Source organism: Nonomuraea fuscirosea, from assembly GCF_003001935.1.
GTDB classification, from domain to species: domain Bacteria; phylum Actinomycetota; class Actinomycetes; order Streptosporangiales; family Streptosporangiaceae; genus Nonomuraea; species Nonomuraea fuscirosea.
Genome location: NZ_PVNG01000007.1, coordinates 287,885 through 309,048, shown reverse-complemented (window position 1 = coordinate 309,048; position 21,164 = coordinate 287,885). Strand labels below are relative to the sequence as shown.

13 protein-coding genes and 1 pseudogene are annotated in these 21,164 nt (G+C 71.3%); 10 read left to right on the top strand and 4 right to left on the bottom strand.

Annotation, left to right across the window (positions count from 1 at the left end; genetic code table 11):
• Positions 1-62: 62 nt before the first annotated feature.
• From B0I32_RS18725 to B0I32_RS18700, 6 genes are all read left to right on the top strand, one after another.
• Positions 63-839 (top strand): class I SAM-dependent methyltransferase, encoded by a 777-nt coding sequence (locus tag B0I32_RS18725; RefSeq protein WP_106240821.1) that lies wholly within the window; start codon positions 63-65, stop codon positions 837-839.
• 112 nt (positions 840-951) lie between these two features.
• Positions 952-3,285, top strand: coding sequence for a hypothetical protein (locus tag B0I32_RS18720; RefSeq protein ID WP_106240819.1), 2,334 nt, complete (start codon positions 952-954; stop codon positions 3,283-3,285).
• 4 nt (positions 3,286-3,289) lie between these two features.
• Positions 3,290-5,110: a UvrD-helicase domain-containing protein gene (locus B0I32_RS18715; protein ID WP_106240816.1), complete on the top strand. Its 1,821-nt coding sequence runs from the start codon at positions 3,290-3,292 to the stop codon at positions 5,108-5,110.
• 48 nt (positions 5,111-5,158) lie between these two features.
• Positions 5,159-7,003 carry a sigma factor-like helix-turn-helix DNA-binding protein gene (locus B0I32_RS18710; RefSeq protein ID WP_106240813.1) on the top strand — a complete coding sequence of 615 codons (1,845 nt, stop codon included), beginning with the start codon at positions 5,159-5,161 and terminating at the stop codon, positions 7,001-7,003.
• Positions 7,004-7,023: 20 nt separating this feature from the next.
• The gene (gene cysS, locus B0I32_RS18705; protein WP_106240810.1) at positions 7,024-8,400 is read left to right on the top strand and encodes a cysteine--tRNA ligase; all 1,377 of its coding nucleotides are present in this window, start codon (positions 7,024-7,026) and stop codon (positions 8,398-8,400) included.
• Between the two features lie 120 nt (positions 8,401-8,520).
• Positions 8,521-11,007 (top strand): penicillin acylase family protein, encoded by a 2,487-nt coding sequence (locus B0I32_RS18700; RefSeq protein WP_106241054.1) that lies wholly within the window; start codon positions 8,521-8,523, stop codon positions 11,005-11,007.
• 16 nt (positions 11,008-11,023) lie between these two features.
• Here B0I32_RS18700 and B0I32_RS18695 read toward each other — a convergent pair whose 3' ends face one another.
• Positions 11,024-11,449 (bottom strand): hypothetical protein, encoded by a 426-nt coding sequence (locus tag B0I32_RS18695; protein ID WP_106240808.1) that lies wholly within the window; start codon positions 11,447-11,449, stop codon positions 11,024-11,026.
• Positions 11,450-11,787: 338 nt separating this feature from the next.
• On the opposite strand from B0I32_RS18695, the gene B0I32_RS57740 reads away from it, so the two are divergent.
• The gene (locus B0I32_RS57740) at positions 11,788-12,660 is read left to right on the top strand and encodes a hypothetical protein (protein ID WP_181307528.1); all 873 of its coding nucleotides are present in this window, start codon (positions 11,788-11,790) and stop codon (positions 12,658-12,660) included.
• A gap of 204 nt (positions 12,661-12,864) precedes the next feature.
• Here B0I32_RS57740 and B0I32_RS18680 read toward each other — a convergent pair whose 3' ends face one another.
• From B0I32_RS18680 to mshB, 3 genes are read right to left on the bottom strand one after another with little or no spacing between them, the layout of a single operon-like run.
• Positions 12,865-13,359, bottom strand: a complete 495-nt coding sequence (locus B0I32_RS18680) for a flavin reductase family protein (protein WP_245955894.1) — start codon at positions 13,357-13,359, stop codon at positions 12,865-12,867.
• A gap of 17 nt (positions 13,360-13,376) precedes the next feature.
• A complete protein-coding gene (locus B0I32_RS18675) occupies positions 13,377-13,793 on the bottom strand; it encodes a DUF6113 family protein (RefSeq protein WP_106240802.1) in 417 nt (138 codons plus the stop codon).
• An 11-nt stretch (positions 13,794-13,804) separates the two neighbouring features.
• Positions 13,805-14,710: an N-acetyl-1-D-myo-inositol-2-amino-2-deoxy-alpha-D-glucopyranoside deacetylase gene (mshB, locus tag B0I32_RS18670; protein ID WP_106240799.1), complete on the bottom strand. Its 906-nt coding sequence runs from the start codon at positions 14,708-14,710 to the stop codon at positions 13,805-13,807.
• A gap of 33 nt (positions 14,711-14,743) precedes the next feature.
• On the opposite strand from mshB, the gene B0I32_RS18665 reads away from it, so the two are divergent.
• The 3 genes and pseudogenes from B0I32_RS18665 to B0I32_RS59930 all read left to right on the top strand — a co-directional run.
• On the top strand, positions 14,744-16,816 hold the full coding sequence (locus B0I32_RS18665) for a S9 family peptidase (RefSeq protein WP_106240796.1): 2,073 nt from the start codon (positions 14,744-14,746) through the stop codon (positions 16,814-16,816).
• A 2,171-nt stretch (positions 16,817-18,987) separates the two neighbouring features.
• A complete protein-coding gene (locus B0I32_RS18660; RefSeq protein WP_181307526.1) occupies positions 18,988-20,262 on the top strand; it encodes an alpha/beta fold hydrolase in 1,275 nt (424 codons plus the stop codon).
• A 643-nt stretch (positions 20,263-20,905) separates the two neighbouring features.
• Positions 20,906-21,112: pseudogene (locus tag B0I32_RS59930) on the top strand (glycoside hydrolase family 3 C-terminal domain-containing protein); the annotation flags it as partial.
• Positions 21,113-21,164 lie beyond the last annotated feature (52 nt).

The window sequence follows — 21,164 nt, the reverse complement described above, 5'->3', positions numbered from 1 at the left end:
TAAAGTGAACAGACAGCACGGCCACGGGGGCCCGATGTCTGATCGATTGTGAGCTGATCGTCTTGCGATACGACACACCGAGTTTGGAGCGGTGGAACAGTCGCGCCTACGACAGCAGCTTCGGCTACGTATCGACCCAAGGCGCGCCACTGGTCGACCTGCTCGACCCCCGGGCCGGCGAGCGAGTGCTGGACCTCGGCTGCGGCACCGGGGTGCTGACGGCGCAGATCGCCTTCAGAGGCGCCGACGTCCTCGGCATCGACGGCTCGTCCGCCATGATCGAGAAGGCGCTGGCGCAGTATCCCGGCATCGACTTCATCATCGGCGACGGGCACGACTTCACGGTGGTGGACCCGTACGACGCGGTCTTCTCCAACGCGGCGCTGCACTGGATGAGCCGCGACCCGGCCGCCGTGATCGCCAGCGTCCGCGAGGCACTCAAGCCTGGCGGGCGCTTCGTCGCGGAGATGGGCGGCGCGGGCAACTGCGCCGAGCTGACCACCGCGATGCTGACGGCCTGGCGCGAGTACGGCCTGCGCGAACCCGAGCTCCCGTGGTACTTTCCCACGCCTGCCGAGTACGCCCGCCGCCTCGAGCAGGAGGGGTTCGTCGTCAGGTTGCTCGAATACTTCGACCGGCCGACCCCCCTTGACGAGTGCCCCGGCGGGGCCGCCGACTGGGTGCGCGTGTTCGCCGCATCGGTGCTCGAAGGGCTTCCCCCGGAGATCGTGGAGCCCCTGCTCCGTCGCGTCAACGAACTGGCCGCGCCCGCACTTCGCAGGGAGACTGGCTGGATGGCCGACTACGTGCGTCTACGCTTTGCCGCTGTTCGGCGTTGATGCGTCGTGCATGATGCGTAGGGCTGTTTTGCCGGACTATGGTCTGTTCCGTGGGCGGCGAGATTTGGGCTGCACCGCTGCGGCGGCGTGAGGGGCTGGTGAACGGAACGGGATGAACTTCTGCCTGAGCGACCTCGTACCACCGTTGAGGTGGAGCGACGCGTCGACGATCACGCTACTCACCGGGCAGCCGGACCTGCCGGATGCGTGGTGGCGCAGCCTGCCCATGCCCCGCGTCCTGGCCGCGATCGGTCCCGAGTCGCTGGGCGAGCTGCTGACGGAGATCGCCCTGGAACACTGGCCGGCCGCCTCGATCGGTGACGTCCTGCCCGCCCTGCACGTGCTGGACCCGGACGAGGCCGACGAGCCCGCGGTCGCCATCGCGCTCGACCGCACCGGGTCGTGGGCCGGGCTGCTGGCGCTGACCAGCCGGGAGCTGGTCGACCAGCCGTTCATCCAGGCGCGGCCGGTGCTGAACACGCTGTTCTCCGCCGTGCTCGTGCACCTGGCCCAGCCGCTCGCGTACGCCGCTCCGGCCCAGGGCGGAAAGCAGGAGACGCCGCCCGCCGCCCAGCCGCCGCTGGCGCATGAGCCCTTCGCGCACGAGCAGGACGTGCGGGAGCAGGCCGCGCGCGAGGCTGAGCCCGCCGCTGCGGCGCCGGAGGGGGAACACGAGGCCGAGGAGGCCCGCTCCGCGCCGGTCGCGGCGGAGAACGTCGCTGGGGACGCCGCCGGCACCGGGGACGCCGCCCGGCACGACGCCGAGGTGGCCGCCGCCCAGCACGCGGCCGAGGTCGCCGCCGCGGAACAGGCCGAGGAGGCCGCCGCGCCGGAGGCCGAGCCGGAGGCCGAGCCGGAGAGCGGGCCTGAGAGTGCGCCTGAAAGTGCGCAGGTCGTGGCGGCGCACCACGAGGACGCGCTTGAGCCGCACCACGAGGACGCGCTTGAGCCGCACCATGAGGACGCGTCGGAAGCGCACCACGGGGACGCGCTAGCGGTGCACCACGGCGACGCCTTGGACACCGCCGACGAGCCCGTGCCCGCCGCCCAGGAGGCGGAGCCGGCCGGGGACGTCCTCGGCGAGCACGTTCCCGAGCACGTGCAGGAGGACGTCCTCGTGGACGTCCACGCCGAGCAGATTCCGGTCGAGCAGTTCCCCCTGGAGCCCGCCGAGCACGCCGGGCTCGCCGCGCCCGTCCAGGACGAGCACGGCGAGCAGGACGGCGGGGAGGCCGCGGCCGAGGGTCGCGGGCAGGAGCTTCCCGAGCTGATCGAGGCCGCGTTCGCCGGTCTGGACGACAAGAGCTGGGCCGTGGCCCAGAACCGGGTCTTCACCGACGAGCCGTCGGCCGTGGACCAGCTGGCCAAGCTCTTCGCCGTCCCCCCTGCCGAGATCGCCGCCACCGAGGACGCGCTGCGCACCCGCCTCGACCACTGGCTGTCCAGCGACGAGGCGGCCCCGTACCGCGCTCATCTGGACGAGCTGGTCGCGACGATCGGCCCCGAGGCGCCCAAGGAGCGGCTCATCGGCGCGGCCGACTGGCACAACGTCGAGATCCGCGCGCTGGAGGTCCCGGCCTGGCAGTTCGTGCTGACCACGCTGGTCCCGCCGCCCGTACGGGAGCAGCAGTACGAGCAGCCCCAGGAGCCCGAGCCCCAGCAGGCCCCGGCCGAGCAGCTCCAGGACCAGCACACCCCGGACCAGCAGAGCCAGGATCAGCACGCCCCCGAGCAGTACGGTCCCGACCAGTACGGCCCCGACCAGCAGGCCGCCGTGCGGCAGGAGCCGGTGGAGCTGCTGCAGCCGGCGTTCGGCCCCGTCCAGCTGCCCCCGCCTCCCCCTGGCCCGCCGCAGTTCCAGGCGTTCACCCCGGTGGCGCCCCCCGCGAGCGAGACGAACGGCGGAGCGCCCGAGCCGGACAAGCCGTACCAGCCGCTGAAGGACGTCTCCCAGACCAAGCGCTGCTTCCGGCAGCCCGACGGCCGCTGGTGGCTGCGCGTCGACGTGACCGCCGAGCAGCTGGCGGGAGGCGAGTGCGCGCTGCCGACGGGCTTCGCGTCGTACCTGGGGCTGAATCCGGGTGAGAGCAGGACGGTCAGGAGCGCCGCGGGCGAGCTGACCATGACCTGGCACGGCTCGCCGGTGCTGCAGTCCGTCGAGCACCTGCTGGTGGACGTGGGAGCCCGTGAGGGCGGTCACCTGTTCCTGACGCTGTCGGACGAGGGCGTGCTGCGGGCCAGGCACCTGCCGGTCGCCGCGCAGGGCGCCGAGAAGATCACGAAGGCGCTTCGCCTGGTCGGGTACACGGCTCCGGGCGGAACGCGAGATCAGGCGGCCAGGGTCATCGCGACCAGGATCGGCATGACGGGGCCCGTCGCCCTGCCCGAGCTGCTCAACAGGCTCCGCGAACGCGGGGACCGCGACCTGCTCGAACTCTTGGACTGAGCCTGTGCCGCGGCTCGCGATCGGCCCGGAGTTCCGCAGGGAGCTCAGCGCACTGGCCCAGCCGGTGCGCAGGGACGCCGTGGTCGCGCTGCGCCGGTTCCTGCTGAACGTGGCCGGCGCCCCGCACGCCGAGCGGGTGCGGGGCGCGCGGGATCCGCGGGTCGCGACCCTGCGCCTGGCGGCCGGCTACCGCGCGGTGGTGGTGCGGCAGCGGGACGTGTACTGGCTGCGCGACGTCCTGCCGGACGCCGAGGCCTGGTCGTACGCGCGCCGCCACCGTTACGGCGTCAACCCGGTGCTCGGCGTCGTCGAGGAGTGGGACGCGGAGGCCCTGGAGCGGGTGGAGCCCGCGTTACGCCGCTCGGCCGGGTCGTCCGGGCTGTTCGACCCGATCTGCGACGGCGACCTGCTGGGGCTCGGCCTGGACGGGCACGCGCTGCCGCTGTTCCGGCTGATCACGACCGAGGCCGACGTGGCCGCGCTCGAACCGCTGCTGCCGCCCACCCAGTACGCCCCGCTGGCCGTGCTGGCGCGCGGCGGCACCCTGGCGGAGGCGTGGCGTGAGCTGGACGCCTGGCTGGCCTCCGACGGGGCGAGCGGCCCGATCGACACCGAGGACCTCTACGCGGCGCTGCGGCGCAGCCCCGACCGCGCGGTGTTCGTCCAGGACAAGGTGGCGCTGGAGCGGGTGCTGGACGCGCCGGCGTGGTGCACGTTCCTGGACCCGCCGCAGCACCGGCTGGCCAGGGCCGCCAGGTACGAGCACCCGGTGCTGGTCGTGGGCGGCGCGGGCACCGGCAAGACCGTGCTGGCGCTGCACCGGGCGGCCCATCTGGCGGCGCGCGGCGCGGGGCCCGTGCTGCTGGTGACGTTCTCGCAGAGCCTGGCCGAGGAGCTGTCGGCCAGACTGGACCTGCTGATCGAGGACGAGGTGGTGCGCAAGCGGGTCGAGGTGGACAACGCCGAGCGCTTGGCCCTGCGGATCGTGGCCGACGCCGAGGGCCGCCGCCCGGTGCTGGTCGGTCCGGACGCGCGTTCGCTGGCCGAGCTGACGGACGAGGCGTTGCGGTTGCTGTCGATCTCGACGGGTGATCTGCTCGACGATGTGGATCCAGGGCTCAAGCCGTACCGTCACATGGTCGTGGACGAGGCGCAGGACGTCAGCGCGGCGCAGTGGCGGCTGCTGCGGGCGGCGGTGCCGCGGGCCCGCGACGACCTGTTCATCGTGGGCGATCCGCACCAGCGCGTCACCGACGCGCGCGTGACGCTCGGCGCGCTCGGCATCCCCGCCGTCCAGCACACGCTCAAGCGCTCCTACCGCCTGCCGCAGGAGGTGCTGTCCTTCGCCGTCCGGCTGCGCGGCGGCGGCCTGTCCCCCGGCCTGGTCACGGGCGTCACCGACATGTACGGCTTCGGCGCGACGCGCAACGGCGAGCGGCCGGTCGTCAGGGCGTACGACACGCTGGAGGCGGAGCTGGCGGGCCTGCGCGCCACGGTCGAGGGCTGGCTGGCCGAAGGCGTGCCGGCCGGCGAGATCGCCGTCGGCGCCCGCCACCAGCGGCTCGCCCGCCGGGCCGGCCGCGCGCTCGACGGCCTGGAGGTGCGGGTGGCGAGCTTCCCGCAACTCAAGGGCCTGGAGTTCGAACGGGTGGCGCTCGTCGGCGTCGCGGAGGACGTGGTGCCGGGTCCGCTGCCGGAGGAACCGCAGGCGCGTGCTCACGCGTTGCAACGTGAACGGAGCATACTGTTCGTCGCCTGCACCCGTGCTCGCTCGATGCTCTATATCTCCCATTCTGGAAGAGGCAGCCCGTTTCTACCCCTCTGATCACATAGTCTGAACTGCGGATATCTTCCCTTTGCCGGTTGGACCTCAATGAACCTCAGCCTGAGCGACCTCACGCCACCACTGCGCTGGACCCCTCCTGGTCAGATCGCGCCGATCGTGGAGGAGCCACAGCTGCCCGAGGCCTGGTGGCAGGCGATTCCTCTCGACCGCGCGTGCGCCATCGTCGGCACACAGACCGTGGCGGGCCGTCTGGCCGACCTGGCCGTGGCCTGCTGGGGACATCTGACGCTGGGCGACATCCTGCCGTTGCTGCGCTTCTCCGACCCCGCCGAGGCCGAGCGGACGCCGGAGACGCTGGGCAAGGACGTGGTGCAGAAACTGTTCAGCGGCGTCTTCGAGCGGCTGCTCGAACCCGCGCCCGAGGCGGTGCCCGCACCGTCCAGGACGGACAAGCCGCTGCCCGACCTGATCGACGAGCTGTTCGCGGCGCTGGACGACCGGCAGCGGGCCATCGCGCGCGACCGCCTGTACGCCGAGCAACGGGCCACCCTCGACGAGCTGGCCCAGCGCTTCTCCGTCACCAGGGAGCGGATCAGGCAGATCGAGCGCGACCTGCGCGAGCACATCGACGCCTGGCTGGCCAAGCCCGAGGCGGGCGGCCTGGTCGCCCACGTGACGTGGCTGCGCGGGCGGCTGGGCGTGGCCGTGCCGGCCGAGGACCTGCAGACCGTCGTGCCGTGGCACGCGGGCGACCTGCGCGCGCTGGGGATCCCGGCGTGGCGGTTCGTGCGCACGCTGATGACCGGCTACGAGCAGTCGGACGGCTGGCTGGTTGCCGGCGGGGCCGACGACCTGCGGGAGAAGACGCGCCAGCTCTTCTCCGACGGGCCCCGCCCGCTGCCCGAGGCCGTCTCCATGGTGTCCCAGCTCGGCGTGCACGAGGACGTGGCCGAGCGGTGGATCCTGGCCGTGCCGCAGCTGCGGGTGCTGGGCCAGCACGTGGTGCCGTGGCCGCGCAGCGTCAACGAGAAGGCCGAGGCGGTGCTGGCGGTGGCGGGCACGCCCCTGTCGCCCGAGGAGATCCAGGAGCGCATCGGCGAGGACTACAGCCTGGTCGGCATCCGCAACCAGCTCACCGCCGACGAGCGCTTCCGCCGGCTCGACCGCAACAAGTACGGGCTGACCAGGTGGGGCGGCGACGAGTACCTGGGGATCAGGGAGATGATCGCCAGGGAGATCGAGCGGGCCGGCGGCGAGGCCTCGGTGAGCACGGTCGTGGCCAACCTGACCTCGCGCTACGACGTGAGCGAGAGCTCTGTGCGGGCGTACTCGGGCGGGCCGGGGTTCGAACGCACGCAGCGGGGCTGGATCCGGGTGGCGGGCACCTCGCCGAGCGGGGAGGCGGAGCCGTACCAGCCGCGCAAGGACGTCTCGGAGACCCGGCGCAGCTTCCGCTCGCGCGACGGGCGCTGGTGGCACCGGGTGGACATCAACGCCGAGCACCTGCGGGGCTCGGGGTCGCCGCTGCCGACGGGGTTCGCGGCCTACCTGGGGATGGCGCCGGGCGGGCAGCTGACGGCCTCCGCGCCGTCCGGCGACGTGGTGATCAGCTGGCACAACCAGCCCACCATGGGGTCGATCCGCAACGTGCTGGCCGAGTACAAGGCCAACGAGGGCGACCACGTCTTCCTCACCGTTTCCGACGGCGGCGAGCTGCTGACGCGCTACCTGCCCGCCGCGCCGCTGGCGATGCCGCCGGTGAACCGGGCGCTCTACCTGCTCGGCTACACCGCTCCGGTCAGCTCGGAGCTGGAGGGCCTGCGGCTGATCGGGGCCAGGATCGGGCTGTCCGACGCGGCCGGCCGCGAAGAGGTGATCGCCAGGCTGCGCGAGCGCGGTGACCGGGACATTCTCGGTTTCCTGGGCAGTTGACGCCGGGCTAAGCTCGGGAGATGTTGCGGATCTACGACACGCGCGCCAGGCAGGTCGAGCGGATCGACGCCGGGCGAGCGCTGCGGATGTACACGTGCGGGCCGACGGTCTACCGCCACGCGCACGTGGGCAACCTGCGCACCTACGTGCTGTCCGATCTGATCAGACGGGTCCTGGAACGGCGGCGGGTGCGCGTCGTCGCCTGCCAGAACATCACCGACGTCGGCCACCTCGCCGACTCCTCCGCCGAGGGCGCGGCGGAGGGCGAGGACAAGGTCCTGGCCCAGGCGCGGGCAGAGGGGCGCTCGCCGCTGGAGCTGGCCCGCTTCCACGAGGAGTCCTTCGTGGCCGACGCCTCCGCGCTCAACCTGCGCCCGCCCGAGCACATGCCGCGTGCCAGCGAGAGCATCGACCTGATGGTGGAGCTGATCGCCAAGCTGATCGAGCAGGGGCACGCCTACACCGTGCCCGACGGGTCGGTCTTCTTCGACGCGCGTACGTTCCCCTCCTACGGCGAGATCTCCGGCAACCGGCTCGACGCGCTGCGGCCCGCCCACCGCATCGAGGCGGTCGATCCGCGCAAGCGCTTCCACGCCGACTGGGCCCTGTGGAAGCCCGCCGAGGGCGAGCTGACCTGGGACACGCCGTGGGGCCGGGGCTTTCCCGGCTGGCACGTCGAGTGCTCGGCCATGTCGCTGCGCTTCCTCGGCTCGCGCTTCGACCTCCACCTCGGCGGGATCGACCTGCGCTTCCCGCACCACGAGGACGAGCGGGCCCAGTCCGACGCGGCGGCCGGGCACGAGGTGGTGCGGCACTGGGTGCACGGCGAGCACCTGCTGTTCGACGGGCGCAAGATGGCCAAGTCGACGGGCAACGTGGTGCTGCTGTCCGACGTGGTGACCGAGGGGCTCGACCCGCTGGCCGTGCGGCTGGCGTTCCTGGAGCACCGCTACCGCCAGCAGATGAACCTGACCTGGGACACCCTGCGGGCCGCCGACCGTACGGTGCGCAGGTGGCGGGCCAGGGTGGCCGAGTGGTCCGAGTCGGTCAGCGCCCCGCTGTCCAAGGACTACGCGGACCGGGTGGAGGCGGCCTTCGACGACGACCTCGACACTCCGGCGGCGCTGCGGATCCTGCGGGAGCTGGAGCGCGACGATTCGGTGGCGCCAGGGGCGAAGTTCGAGACGTTCCTGCATCTGGACCAGGTGCTGGCGCTCGATCTGTCCATCGAGATCGGCAAGGCCAAGGTGCTGCCGCCCGGTGCCGGTGAGCTGCTGGAGGCGCGGGAGCGGGCGCGCGAGGCGAAGGACTGGCCGGCCTCCGACCGGCTCCGCGACAAGCTCGCCGACCTGGGTGTACGGGTGTCCGACACCTCGGAAGGCCAGACCTGGGAGTGATCGTCCCGGCCGGGGCGAGCCCCCGCTGGAGTGCTCGTCCCGTCCGGAGCAGTGATCGCGAACTGCCAGACTTGATGCCAGTTCGGCATGAAGGAGGTGGCGGTGAGGCCCTATGCGTGGATGCCGTGGCCGTTGCGGTGGGCGGCCCGGTCGTTGACCGTCGCGCTCGCGCTCGTCCTCGTGCTGGCGGGCGTGCTGGTCTACACGGTGCGGAAGTCGTTCCCCCAGGTGGACGGGTCGCTGCGGCTGCCTGGCCTGACGGGAAGCGTGGAGATTTATCGCGATAAATCTGGAATTCCACACATCTACGCGGACAGCGCCACGGACCTGTTCATGGCCCAGGGCTTCGTCCACGCCCAGGACCGCTTCTACGAGATGGACTTCCGCCGCCACACGACCGCCGGACGCCTGTCCGAGCTGTTCGGCGCCTCCACCCTCGACAACGACAAGGCGCTGCGGACCATGGGCTGGCGCCGGGTGGCCGAGCAGGAGCTGCCCGAGCTGGCCCAGGACACGAAGGACTACCTCGACGCGTACGCGGCGGGCGTCAACGCCTGGCTCAGCGCCAACCCCAACGCCTCCGACCGCAGTCTCGAATACTCCGTGCTCAAGCTCCAGGGCGGCGGCGGCACGCCGGAGAAGTGGACCGCGGTCGACTCCCTGGCCTGGCTGAAGGCCATGGCCTGGGACCTGCGCTCCAACATGGAGGACGAGATCGACCGCGCGCTCGCCCTGACCAAGCTGCCCAGGGAGCGCGTCGACCAGCTCTATCCCGGTTACCCCTACGACCGTCACCTGCCGATCGTCAACGAGGGCGCCATCGCCCAGAGCCGCTTCGACCAGCGGGCCCAGCCGCGGCTGCGGGCCGGGCGGGCGCTCACCGACGCGGCCGGGACGCTGCGGAACGTGCCGAGCACCATGAGCACCGCGGACCGGGAGGGCATCGGGTCGAACTCATGGGTGGTCTCCGGGGCCAACACCCTCAGCGGCAAGCCGCTCCTGGCCAACGACCCGCACCTGTCGGCGCAGATGCCGTCGGTCTGGTATCAAGCGGGGCTGCACTGTCGGACGATCACCGAGGCGTGCCCGTACGACGTCACCGGGTTCACCTTCGCCGGGCTGCCCGGGGTGGTCATCGGGCACACGGACAAGATCGCCTGGGGCTTCACGAACCTGGGGCCCGACGTGGCCGACCTGTTCCTGGAGCAGGTGTCCGGCGACACGTACCTGTACCAGGGCGAACAGGTGAAGCTGGAGACCAGGAAAGAGGTGATCAAGGTGGCCGGCCGGTCGCCCGTCACGATCACCGTCAAGAGCACCCGGCACGGCCCGCTGATCAACGAGGTGATGCCGAACGCGCGGCCCAGCGGCGAGGCCAACGCGGTGGCGCTGCAGTGGACCGCGCTGACGCCCGGCCGCACGGCCGACGCGATCTTCGCGCTGAACAAGGCCACCGACTGGAACGAGTTCAAGGCCGCGGCCTCGCTGTTCGACGTCCCCTCGCAGAACCTCGTCTACGCCGACACGACGGGCAAGATCGGATATCAGGCCCCTGGGCGCGTCCCCGTACGGGAGAAGGGCGACGGCACCTGGCCCGTCCCCGGCTGGACCGGCGAGTACGAGTGGCGGCCCGCGCCGATCCCGTACGACCAGCTGCCCACCGTCGAGGACCCCGATGACGGCTTCATCGTCACCGCCAACAACGCCGTCATCGACCCCGGCCGCTACAAGCCGCTGCTGACCAAGGACTGGGCCTACGGCTACCGTTCAGAACGCATCCGCACCCTGCTGACGGAGGCGCTCAAGAAGGGCCCGATCGACACCGAAACCATGCTGCGGATCCAGCGCGACTCGGGCAACGGCTTCGCCGATACGCTCGTGCCCGCGCTGATGAAGGTGGACCTGGCCGGGCCGGCCGTACAGGCCAGGGAGCTGCTGAAGTCGTGGGACCGCGCGCAGGAGTCCGGCTCGGCCGCCGCGGCCTACTTCAACGCCGTCTGGCGTCACCTGCTCACGCTGACGTTCGACGACGACCTGCCCGAGGCCGCCCGGCCCACGGGAGGCGACCGCTGGTACGAGGTCGTCAGGCGGCTCCTGGAGGCCCCTGACGACCCCTTCTGGGACGACGCGGGCACCGAGGAGCTGACGGAGACCCGCGACGACATCCTGCGTCAGGCGATGGCGTCGGCGTACCAGGAGCTCGCCGACCGGCTCGGGCCGGAGGTCAAGGCGTGGCGCTGGGGCGATCTGCACCAGCTCGAACTGGTCAACGGCTCGCTCGGCATGTCGGGCATCGCGCCGGTCGAGGCGCTGTTCAACCGGGGGCCGCTGGCGGTGTCCGGGAGCAAGGACGCGGTGAACGCGACGGGGTGGAACGTTCAGCAGGGGTACGCGGTGACCGCCGTGCCGTCGATGCGCATGGTCGTCGACCTGTCGGACCTGGACAAGTCCCGCTGGATCAACCTGACCGGCGCCTCCGGTCACGCCTTCCACGACAACTACTGGGACCAGGCGGCGGTGTGGGCGAAGGGCGAGCTGCTGCCGATGTACTCCTCGCCGGAGGCGGTCAAGAAGGCCGCGGCGCACACGCTGCGGTTAACGCCCTGACCTTGACAGAGGCTCGTCAACCTGCACTGCCGCCGCCGCGCCGCCAGCGCGCCGGCCTGCGCGGGTAGCCGCCGTCGTCCAGCCCGGCCAGCCGTTCGAAGACGTTGTACGACGCCTGGTGCCCGCAGACGATGACCGACACCAGCATGGACAGCAGGTAGAGCGGCAGCATCGGCAGCCCGACGCACCAGGCCCACTGCGTGGCGTGCCGCCCCTCGTGCAGGACGAGCTGCTCACTCAGCGAGTCGTGCCTGGTCAGGACCACGTTCCCGACGGTGAACGCCCCCGCGACGGGGAACCTGTAGCGGTAGCCGAAGGCCAGGATGAGGCCGTTGGGACCGGGCGTCCTGGACGCCCCGCCGACGAAAGCGATCAGCAGACCGAGCGGCGTGGAGAGGTTCACATAGTTCGCCGCCCGCCGGAACCGGAAGCGCCTGTTCATGCGTCTGAGTCTTGACCAATCTTGACAAGTCGGAATAATGATCCCCGTCCTGAAATCTCCCAAAGAGCAGGATTATGAGATTCTCCATCCTGGGCGCGCTGCTCGGCACCGTTGCACTGGCAGGAGCCGGCGGAGTCGCGATCACCCAGACGTCAGCGACCGATTCCCTACGATTCACTGACACCCCTTCCAACGGGCGGCTGGCGTTAGCCGCCGCACCCTCGACGACGCCCCCGTCCGAGACGCCCCCGTCCCAGACGCCGCCCTCCGAAACTTCGCCTCCTTCGGGGCCGCCCTCTTCAGGGCCGCCTTCTGAGACGCCGCCCCCGACCGAGACCTTGACCCCGGCCCCCACGCCGACGGAGAGCCCCACGACCGGGGAATACACCGCCGAGACGAAGGTGGTCAAGAGGCGGGGCGTTTCCTATCTGAACGTCTCGGTCGCCTACGAAGGAGCGGGCTTCTTCTCCGTCGAGCAGCGGGTGTGCAAGAGAAGATCGTGCAAGACCGCGAACGTGGAGCTCACCGTGCTCGGCGGCGAAGGGAGCACCCGGGCCCGGCTGGGGCGCGGCACGTACAAGAAGCAAGGCAGGGCCGACGTCGCGATGGCGCCGCTGCCGACCGTCACCATCAAGGAGACGGTCACGGTGACCGAACCGGGTCCCACGGTCACCGTCACCGAGCCGGGGCCGACGGTCACGTTCACCTGCCAGCCGTCCGTCGAACCGTCCGACCCGCCCAGCGAGCCGCCGGCCGTTCCCACTGACGCGACCTCACCGACCGCGACCGTGTCGCCCACCGTGTCACCCACCGTGACGCCGAGCGAGACCCCGACACCGACGCCTACGCCGACGGTCAGTGAGACCCCGGCGCCGACGCCGACCGTGACCGATCCTCCGACCGATCCCCCGTCGGATCCGCCGTCGGATCCGCCGTCGGATCCGCCCACCGATCCGCCCGCGGACACCGCCCCTCCGAGCGCGTCCCCGACCACTGAGATCCCGACCTGCCCGCCGCCGTCCGAGCCTCCGGCCGACGACCCCTCGGAGACCCCGACCCCGACCCCGACCCCGACGGACACGACCCCACCGACGGACACGCCCGCCCCGACCGACACGAGCGTTCCGACGGACACGACCGCTCCGGCCGGCACCTCGGGGGACGCCACGACGGCCGCCCAGCCCGGCCCGCCCGTCGCCCGTAACCAGTAGAACCGGCACGCACCAACCAGGAGAACCGGCACGCGACCGGCCGCACAGCCGGCCACCGTTCCGCCCAGCAGAACCGGGCCAGGCCGAAGCGCCTGGCCCGGCTCATGCCCGGCCGCGCCGCACGCTTCCCGCGCGGATGAGCAGGCCGCAGGAGCATCCCTCCCGGTTCAGCGGACGAGACTCCCGGCCCTGCGGACATTCACCTCAGACGGTCTTGTAGCGTCCTTCGTGGTACAGGAGCGGCGCGGCGTCCGTCGGCGTGTCCAGCGCGCTCACCTCGCCCACCACGATCGAGTGGTCCCCGCTGTCGTGCACCGCCGTGGTCGCGCACTCGACGGTGGCGATGGCCCCGTCGAACAACGGCACCCCCGACTCGCCCCGATGATGCGGCCACCTGGCGAGCTGGCCGTTCAGCGGCCGCCCCCGGTGGGCGAAGAAGCGCGAGGCGTCCTCCATGGAGGCCGGTAACACCGACACGCCCCACGTCCCGGACTCCAGCACCGCGTCATGGAACCGCGCCACCTTCTCGGCGCAGAACAGCACCAGCAGCGGATCGAGCGAGACGGAGGTGAAGGAGTTGACGGTCATCGCATGATCGACGTCACCGAGCCGGGTCGTGACGATCGCGACTCCTGTGGCGAAACGGCCGACGACTTTACGGTAGGTTGCCGGGTCCACGTGCCGCTCGATGGAATGCACTAAGCCACTGTATGCCTCTACATGGAATTCTTCGGGGGGTACCCACGCAAAAGCCACGAACCCCCTCCTGATGAGGGCGAAAGCAGATAGCCCGCCACAAGAGCGGCCAATCCCCCGTAAAGGTAGACATAGCCCGGCGCTCCGCTGGCGATCACCAGGTCACCGGCGCTCAGCTCCAGCGTGAACGGCATCGTCACCAGCAGCCACCCGAGCCCGGCCGTCGTGGCGCCGAGCTTCGCCCGCATCAGCCGGCCCGCCCCCGCGCACACCCCGAACAACGCCAGCACCCAGACGATCGCCGACACCGGGATCAGGCCGGACTGCCACACGGGATGCGTGAACCCACCCACGATCGCCATGACGACCCCGAGCACGAACAGCATCCCGTACGCCGCCCCGCCCAGCGCCGACTCGGCCTGGCTGCGATGTTCCATATCGCACGAGGTTAGTGGATGCCCGCGAAGAGATCGTTCTCGCGGTCGTACGGCTCTCCGAGGCCACCCGCCTCGACGGGCGGACCAGGCACCGGAGGGCCGGGCACGCCGATGGCCAGCGTGTAGTGCTCGACGCCCAGGACCTCCTGGCCGATGTTGTTCGACAGCGCGTACCAGGGCGGCTCGACACTGATCTGCGTGGCGTGCGCCCGCATGGCCTCGATCTTGTTGCCGATCCAGGGACGCGCGTCGATCTCGGTGGTGATGTCCTCGTCCTGGCAGCCGAAGGGCATGTCGTCGACGTCCTCCAGGAGGAAACCCGTCTCGGACTCGCGCATCGCCTCCGCCCCGCGCCGCATGACGGACCTGGCCACGGCCGTGTGGTAGAACTTCGCGATCTGCCAGGGCTCGCCCTCGCCGAAGCCGGGTTTCGCCGCCAGCTCGAACGCCCTGCGCGAAACCCGATGCGCCTGGATGTGGTCGGGATGGCCGTAGAAGCCGTTGGCGTCGTACGTGACGAGCACCTGCGGGCGTACCTCACGGATGACCTTGACCAGCTCGCCCGCCGCCTCGTCGAGGTCGGCGCCCCAGAACGCCTTCGGGTGGTCGTTGCCGGCCACGCCCATCATGCCCGAGTCGCGGTAACGGCCCGGCCCGCCCAGGAAGCGATGGTCCTCGACGCCGAGCGCCTGGCAGGCGGCGGCGAGCTCGCCGATCCGGTACGGGCCGAGCGCGTCGTCCCGGTCGGCGGCCAGCTGCGCGAGGTCGTGCGGGATGATCTCCCCCTCCTCGCCCAGCGTGCAGGTCACGAGCGTGACGTGGGCGCCCTCGGCGACGTATTTGGCCATGGTCGCGCCGGTGCCGATCGCCTCGTCGTCCGGGTGCGCGTGCACGAGCAGCAGCCGTCGATCAGTCATGCCCACGAGCGTAGCAATGGCAGGATTGAGGCCATGAGCGAGAGCTTCCCGCGCCTGTCTGCCAGGACCCGCCGTTTCACCCTGGGCGTGCCCAGGGGCTTCACCATCTCCCCCGACGGCGACCGGGTGGTGTTCCTGCGCACCAGGTCGGGCACCGATCCGGTGACCTGCATGTGGGAGCTCGACACCGGCACCCACGTCGAGCGCCTGGTGGTCGACCCGCGCACGCTGCACTCCGACGACGAGGACCTGCCGCCGGAGGAGCGGGCCAGGCGCGAGCGCAGCCGCGAGGCGGCGGGCGGCGTGGTGGCCTACGCCCCCGACACCGGCCTGACCAGGGCCTGCTTCGCCCTGTCCGGCGCGCTCTACGTGGTGGAGCTGGCCGGCGGGCAGGCCCGCAGGCTGGAGACGCCCGGTCCGGTCATCGATCCCCGCCTGTCCCCCGACGGGCGACATGTCGCCTACGTCACCGGAGGCGCCCTGCGCGTCCAGGACCTGGCCTCCGGCGCGGATCGCGCGCTGGCCGAGCCGGAGACCGAGACGGTCACGTACGGGCTGGCCGAGTTCATCGCCGCCGAGGAGATGGACCGGATGCGGGGCTACTGGTGGTCCCCTTCGAGTGACGCGCTCCTGGTCGAACGCGCCGACGAGGCCCCCGTCCGCGTGTGGCACATCGCCGACCCGGCCAACCCCGACCGTCCCCCCGTGGCCCAGCGCTATCCGGCCGCGGGCACGCCCAACGCGGTGACCGGGCTGTTCGTACTGGGGCTCGACGGGTCGCGGGTGGCGGTGCCGTACGACGAGGAATACCTCACCACCGCCGCCTGGGACTCCCACGCGCTGTCGATCGTCACCCTCACCCGCGACCAGCGGACGATGCGGCTGTTCACCGTCGACCCGGTGACCGGCGCGTCCTCGCTGGTGCGCGAGGACACCGATCCCGCCTGGGTCGACATCGTCGGCGGCGTGCCCGCCCACCTCGACGACGGCTCGCTCGTGTGGGTGGCCAACTCCGAGGGCGGCCACCGGCTGTTCGTCGGCGACCGCGCCGTCACGCCCCCGACGCTGCAGGTGCGCGCCGTGCTCGACGTCGATCACGACAGCGTGCTGTTCAGCGCGAGCGGCGACCCGACCGAGATCCAGCTGTGGACGTGGGACGGCCACTCGCTGCTGCCCGTGTCGACCCGTTCCGGGGTGTTCTCCGGGCGGATGTCGGGCGGGGTCGGCGTGCTGACCGAGCAGAGCCTCGACGCCGAGGGCGTCTCCACCACGGTCGTCCGCCGCGACGGCATGGCGGTGCCGATCCCGTCGTTCGCCGAGCGTCCCGGCCTCGACCTGCGGGTCTCGCTCGGCCGTTCCGGCCGACGCGAACTGGCCACCGCCGTGGTGCTGCCCTCGTGGCACGAGCAGGGCTCCGGCCGGCTGCCGGTGCTGATGGACCCGTACGGCGGGCCGCACGCGCAGCGGGTGCTCAACCGGCGGGGCGCGTTCCTGGAGAGCCAGTGGTTCGCCGAGCAGGGCTTCGCCGTCATCGTGGCCGACGGCCGCGGCACCCCGGGCCGGGGCACCGACTTCGAGCGCGCGGTCCGCGGCGACCTGGCGAGCCCCGCGCTCGACGACCAGATCGACGCGCTGCAGGGCGTGGCCGAGCAGTACCCCGACGACCTCGACCTGAGCCGGGTCGCCATCCGCGGCTGGTCCTTCGGCGGCTTCCTGGCCGCACTCGCGGTCCTGCGCCGTCCCGACGTCTTCCACGCCGCCGTCGCGGGCGCGCCGGTGACGGACTGGCGGCTCTACGACACCTGCTACACCGAGCGCTACCTGGGCCATCCCGAGCAGCACCCCGAGGCGTACGACAACTCCTCGCTGTTCGCCGACGCGGCCAAGCTCGAACGCCCGCTCCTGCTCATCCACGGCCTCGCCGACGACAACGTCGTGGCCGCCCACACCCTCCGCCTCTCCTCAGCCCTCCTGGCCGCCGGCCGCCAGCACAACGTGCTGCCGTTGTCGGGGGTGACCCACATGACGCCGCAGGAGGTCGTGGCGGAGAACCTGCTGCTGCTCCAGGTGGAGTTCCTCAAGCGCTCCCTGGGCATCACCACCTGACACACGTACGGCGGCGCGGCCCATCCCCCACCGCGCCGCCGCACACCACCCACAACAACCTCCCGGCCGCCGTGCGCCAGCCGCCATGCCCCGTGCGCCATGCCCCGTGCGCCATGCCCCGTGCGCCATGCGCAGGCACAGCACGCCGCCATTGTCGGGAGTGCCTCACATGACGCCCGCGCCACCGTACGCCAGCCACAACCATCCGGCCCACGTCCCCAACATGCCGCCGCGAGCGGTCAGACGAGGAACCCGTAGCAGCCCTCACCCCTCGACGACCTCGCCGTCCCTGGCGAAGACCTGCCCACCGGCAACGTCGGCGACCATAGTGCCCGCCCCGCCCAAACCGCCGTGCCCTCTACGGACACCCCCCTCCTCCCCGCCGCACACCCACACCGCACCCGCACACCGCACGGGCACGAGGCATCAGCGATCCACCCACCACGGATGACCGCCCAGTCCACCCCCGCCCCTCCAACGAGACAACCCACCTCCCGCCCCGACGTCCTGACCTGCCTCGCGTTCACCGAGGACACCCACGTCAGAGGCCACACTTCACGAAATTTCGAAGTATCGAGACAGGGGCCTCAGGCGCGGGGAACCCGCCAGGGGGATCAGCCCTTGACACGTCCGGTAGCAGAACGTAACCGATAACTACGTTCTGCAGCCACGGCGAGCGGCAACAAGACTCATGGAAACCGTCGTCCCCTCCGCCGCAGGAGGGCACGTCAGAATGCCCCAGTCAGCTCACGGACAACCAACCCACCACGCCACCACCCACCGACGGGGCAAGTCACCCGCCAGCCCCGCAGCCCCGCAGCCCCGCAGCCCCGCAGCCCCGCAGCCCCGACAAGCTAAGCCGCTTCCCCCACCACGAAGGAGCAGCTCACACGCCGCCACAAGCCAACGGGCAGAGGCCGCTGCCATCGCGGATGACCGCCCGGTCCCACCTCACCACACCCATCGGGACCAAGCCCAACACTCACCACGCAGACCAGCCAGCCCACGCCGCCGCACACAGACGCGACCGAGCCCCACCCCGGCACGGCATCACCCACCCACACCACCGCACACCCACAGGACCAACCGCCATCCACCCATCCGGCAGGACCAAGCAGCCCACCCACCACGCGAACCAATCAACCCACACCGCCGCACACAGACGCAGCCGGGCCGCCCACCCCACCGCGGCACCGCTTTCACCCACACCACCACACACCAAGGGACCGAACCGCCAGCCGCCACGAACCGCATCGGGATCGAGCCGCCCGCCCTTACGAACCACGTCGGGCGGTGTGTTACCCGCGCCGCCCCACCACCCGCGACCCGAGGAGACAAGCCGCCTCCCTCACCACGGAACACCAACCCAAACCACGAGACGCAACGGGACAGAGGCCGCCTACCCATCACGCATGGCCGCCCGATCCACCTCACCACACCCAACGAGACAAACCACTCGTCCCTGCGCGGCAGGCGCAACCAATGCACGTCACCGCACGCCAACGGGCCCGAGCCGCCCACCCACCACGCAAACCAACCAACCCACACCGCCGCACACAGACGCGGCCGGACCGCCCACCCCACCGCGGCACCGCACCCACCGACATCACCACACACCAAGGGGACCGAGCCGCCAGCCGCCAGGAACCACATCGGGATCGAGCCGCCCGCCCCTACGAACCACGTCGGGACGGTGTGTCACCCACGCCGCCCCACCACCTCCGGCAAACGGCCAACGACCATCCACCAATCGACCAGCCAGCGACCAGCGACCAGCGACCAACCCTCACAGCGCCTGGTCGGTCCTCGACGATCAACCCACGGTCTGACAACTCCCGGTCTTACTTCCCCCTCCCATAAACCAAACCCTCGTCCGACGCGATGCCACCACTCCCTCCGGCATCGTGAACGCCATGCCCAACCCACACCCCTCCTCCCGTACGCGCCGCTTCGCGCTCCCCACAACCGTGCCCCTGGCGCTGACCCTCTCCCTGGCCCTGCTCAACGCAGGCATGGCATCCTCACCAGCAGCCGCGCGGGCAAAACCCGGTCCGACCACCACCACAAGCCCGGCCACCGACAGCCCGTCCACTACCACAACCGAAAGTGCGGCAAAGAGCAGCAGCGGCGGCACGCTGAAATGGGAATCCTGCCCCAATGACAAGATCGGCATGGACTGCGCCGACCTTCAGGTCCCAGCCGACTGGCACAAACCCGACGGCCGCAAGATCACCCTCAAGGTGGGCCGCCTCAAGGCCACCGGCACCTCGGAAGGCTCGGTCCTGGTGGCCTACGGCGGCCCGGGCGGCCCCGGCATCGCCCTGACCCAGTCCTCCCCCGACTGGTGGGCCAAGCTGCGCCAACGCATGGACGTCGTGACGTGGGACACCCGCGGCTACGGCATCGACCAGTTCCAGGGCCTCAGCACGGGTCTGCCGTGTGTCTGGACCCGCGTCCCCATCGCCGACGCACCGAAGGACGACGCCGACTTCGGCCGCCTTTCCGACACCAACCGCGGCTACGCCGAAGCGTGCCGGCTCAAGGACCCGGAGCTGTTCGCCAACATGAGCTCGGCCGACCACGCCAGAGACATGGACGCGATCAGAAAGGCCCTCGGCGACGACAAGCTCAACTACTACGGCGCCTCCTATGCCGGCTTCTACGGCCAGGACTACGCCCGCCTCTTCCCCGGCCGCGTCCGCACGATGGTCCTGGACGGCACGTGGAGCCACAGCGCCGTCAACTGGCAGCGCGAGCTGGAGGAGATGGCCAAGTCCAACGAGCAGTTCATGCGGCGCTTCTTCACCTGGTGCGCCGCCAACGACTGTAAGGACGTCCCGGCGCTCTGGCGCGCGCTGATCGCCCGAGCCGACCGCACCCCCGTCCCCACCACGACGGCGAACGTCGCCTACAAGGCCCGTGACCTGCAGACCTTCGCCGTGGCCCTCGCCCGTCAGGGCACCCCGGCCTGGCCCAAGCTGGCCACGGCGATCCGCAAGGCGAGCAAGGGCGACGCCTCCGACTTCGTACCGGCGAGGGGCGCCCGCTACCCCGACCAGGCGACCGGCGTCACCGAATGCACCGACTGGCCCCGGGTCGCCAACCGCAAGGAGATGACCTCCATCTTCACCCGTCTCCGCAAGATCGCCCCCAACACGGGCATCGCCGGCAGCAACGCCTCCGCCACCCTCAACTGCGTCGGCTGGCCCGTCCCGGTCACCAACCCACCCGCCGCCCTCCCCAAGAACCTGCCGCCCATGCTCGGAGCCGGCGCATGGGGCGAGTCCGACGCCGTCGAACGTGTCCTGACCCAGGTCCCCGGCAGCGCCACCATCCACCACGACGGCCCCGGCCACACCCTCTACGGCTTCAACCCCTGCGCCCGCGACCACATCAACCGCTACTTCACCGACCGCACCCTCCCCTCCCGAAACACCAAGTGCTAACCAAGCACCCCCAACTACCGCCCCTCATCCTTCGACGTCCAACCGCCCCACCAGCCCCCGCCCCGGCCTGCGAACCCCTACAGGGCGTACTGATCCCGTGAAAGTACGCCCGACCACTGCAATGTCCCGCAACCGCGACACACCCTGGCCCTACCGCTACCGACGCTCCCTGACCAACGCCACAACCCGCCCCACCACTGCTCACGTCCCCGACCGACACCACGACCCACCGACGGCCGCCCCAATCCCCTGACCACCCCCGCAACAGCCCAACCCTGACAACGCCACAACCCGCCCCACCACTGCACCCATCCCCGACCGACACCACGACCCACCGACGGCCGCCCCAATCCCCTGACCACCCCCGCAACAGCCCAACCCTGACAACGCCACAACCCGCCCCACCACTGCACCCATCCCCGACCGACACCACGACCCACCGACGGCCGCCCCAATCCCCTGACCACCCCCACAACAGCCCAACCCTGACAACGCCACAACCCGCCGACGGCCGCCCCAATCGCCTGACCACACACAACCGCCCCGATCCCTGACCGCCCCCACGACCCGCCCTACCGCTGCCCCACATCCGGGCCGACCCCAGAACCCGCTCGGGCTCTGACCCGGCAATGTTCCTGGTCAGGTGGTGTCACTCGGCGGAACGATGGTGCTGGTGCTGCTGGCCGGTCGCCCGTACGCGCTGGGTCCCGTGCTGGAGCCGGCCGTCGTGTACGGCTTCCTTCCGGGCCAGCGCGGCGGCCAGGCGCTGGGCGAGGTGCTGACCGGCGCGGTGAACCCATTGGGCCGCCTGCCCGTCGGCGTCCCGCGCGACGCGGGCGGCCTGCCGTCGACCTACCTGTCGCCGCTGCTCAGCCTGCGGATTCAGGCGTCGTCCGTGGATC

Excerpts from the sequence above, each read along its gene's own strand:
- mshB (WP_106240799.1), bottom strand. The coding sequence starts at position 14,710 with ATGACTGATCGACGGCTGCTGCTCGTGCACGCGCACCCGGACGACGAG.
- B0I32_RS18675 (WP_106240802.1), bottom strand. The coding sequence starts at position 13,793 with ATGGAACATCGCAGCCAGGCCGAGTCGGCGCTGGGCGGGGCGGCGTAC.
- B0I32_RS18700 (WP_106241054.1), top strand. The coding sequence starts at position 8,521 with ATGCCGTGGCCGTTGCGGTGGGCGGCCCGGTCGTTGACCGTCGCGCTC.
- B0I32_RS18660 (WP_181307526.1), top strand. The coding sequence starts at position 18,988 with ATGGACTGCGCCGACCTTCAGGTCCCAGCCGACTGGCACAAACCCGAC.
- B0I32_RS18695 (WP_106240808.1), bottom strand. The coding sequence starts at position 11,449 with ATGAACAGGCGCTTCCGGTTCCGGCGGGCGGCGAACTATGTGAACCTC.
- cysS (WP_106240810.1), top strand. The coding sequence starts at position 7,024 with ATGTTGCGGATCTACGACACGCGCGCCAGGCAGGTCGAGCGGATCGAC.
- B0I32_RS18710 (WP_106240813.1), top strand. The coding sequence starts at position 5,159 with ATGAACCTCAGCCTGAGCGACCTCACGCCACCACTGCGCTGGACCCCT.
- B0I32_RS18665 (WP_106240796.1), top strand. The coding sequence starts at position 14,744 with ATGAGCGAGAGCTTCCCGCGCCTGTCTGCCAGGACCCGCCGTTTCACC.
- B0I32_RS18720 (WP_106240819.1), top strand. The coding sequence starts at position 952 with ATGAACTTCTGCCTGAGCGACCTCGTACCACCGTTGAGGTGGAGCGAC.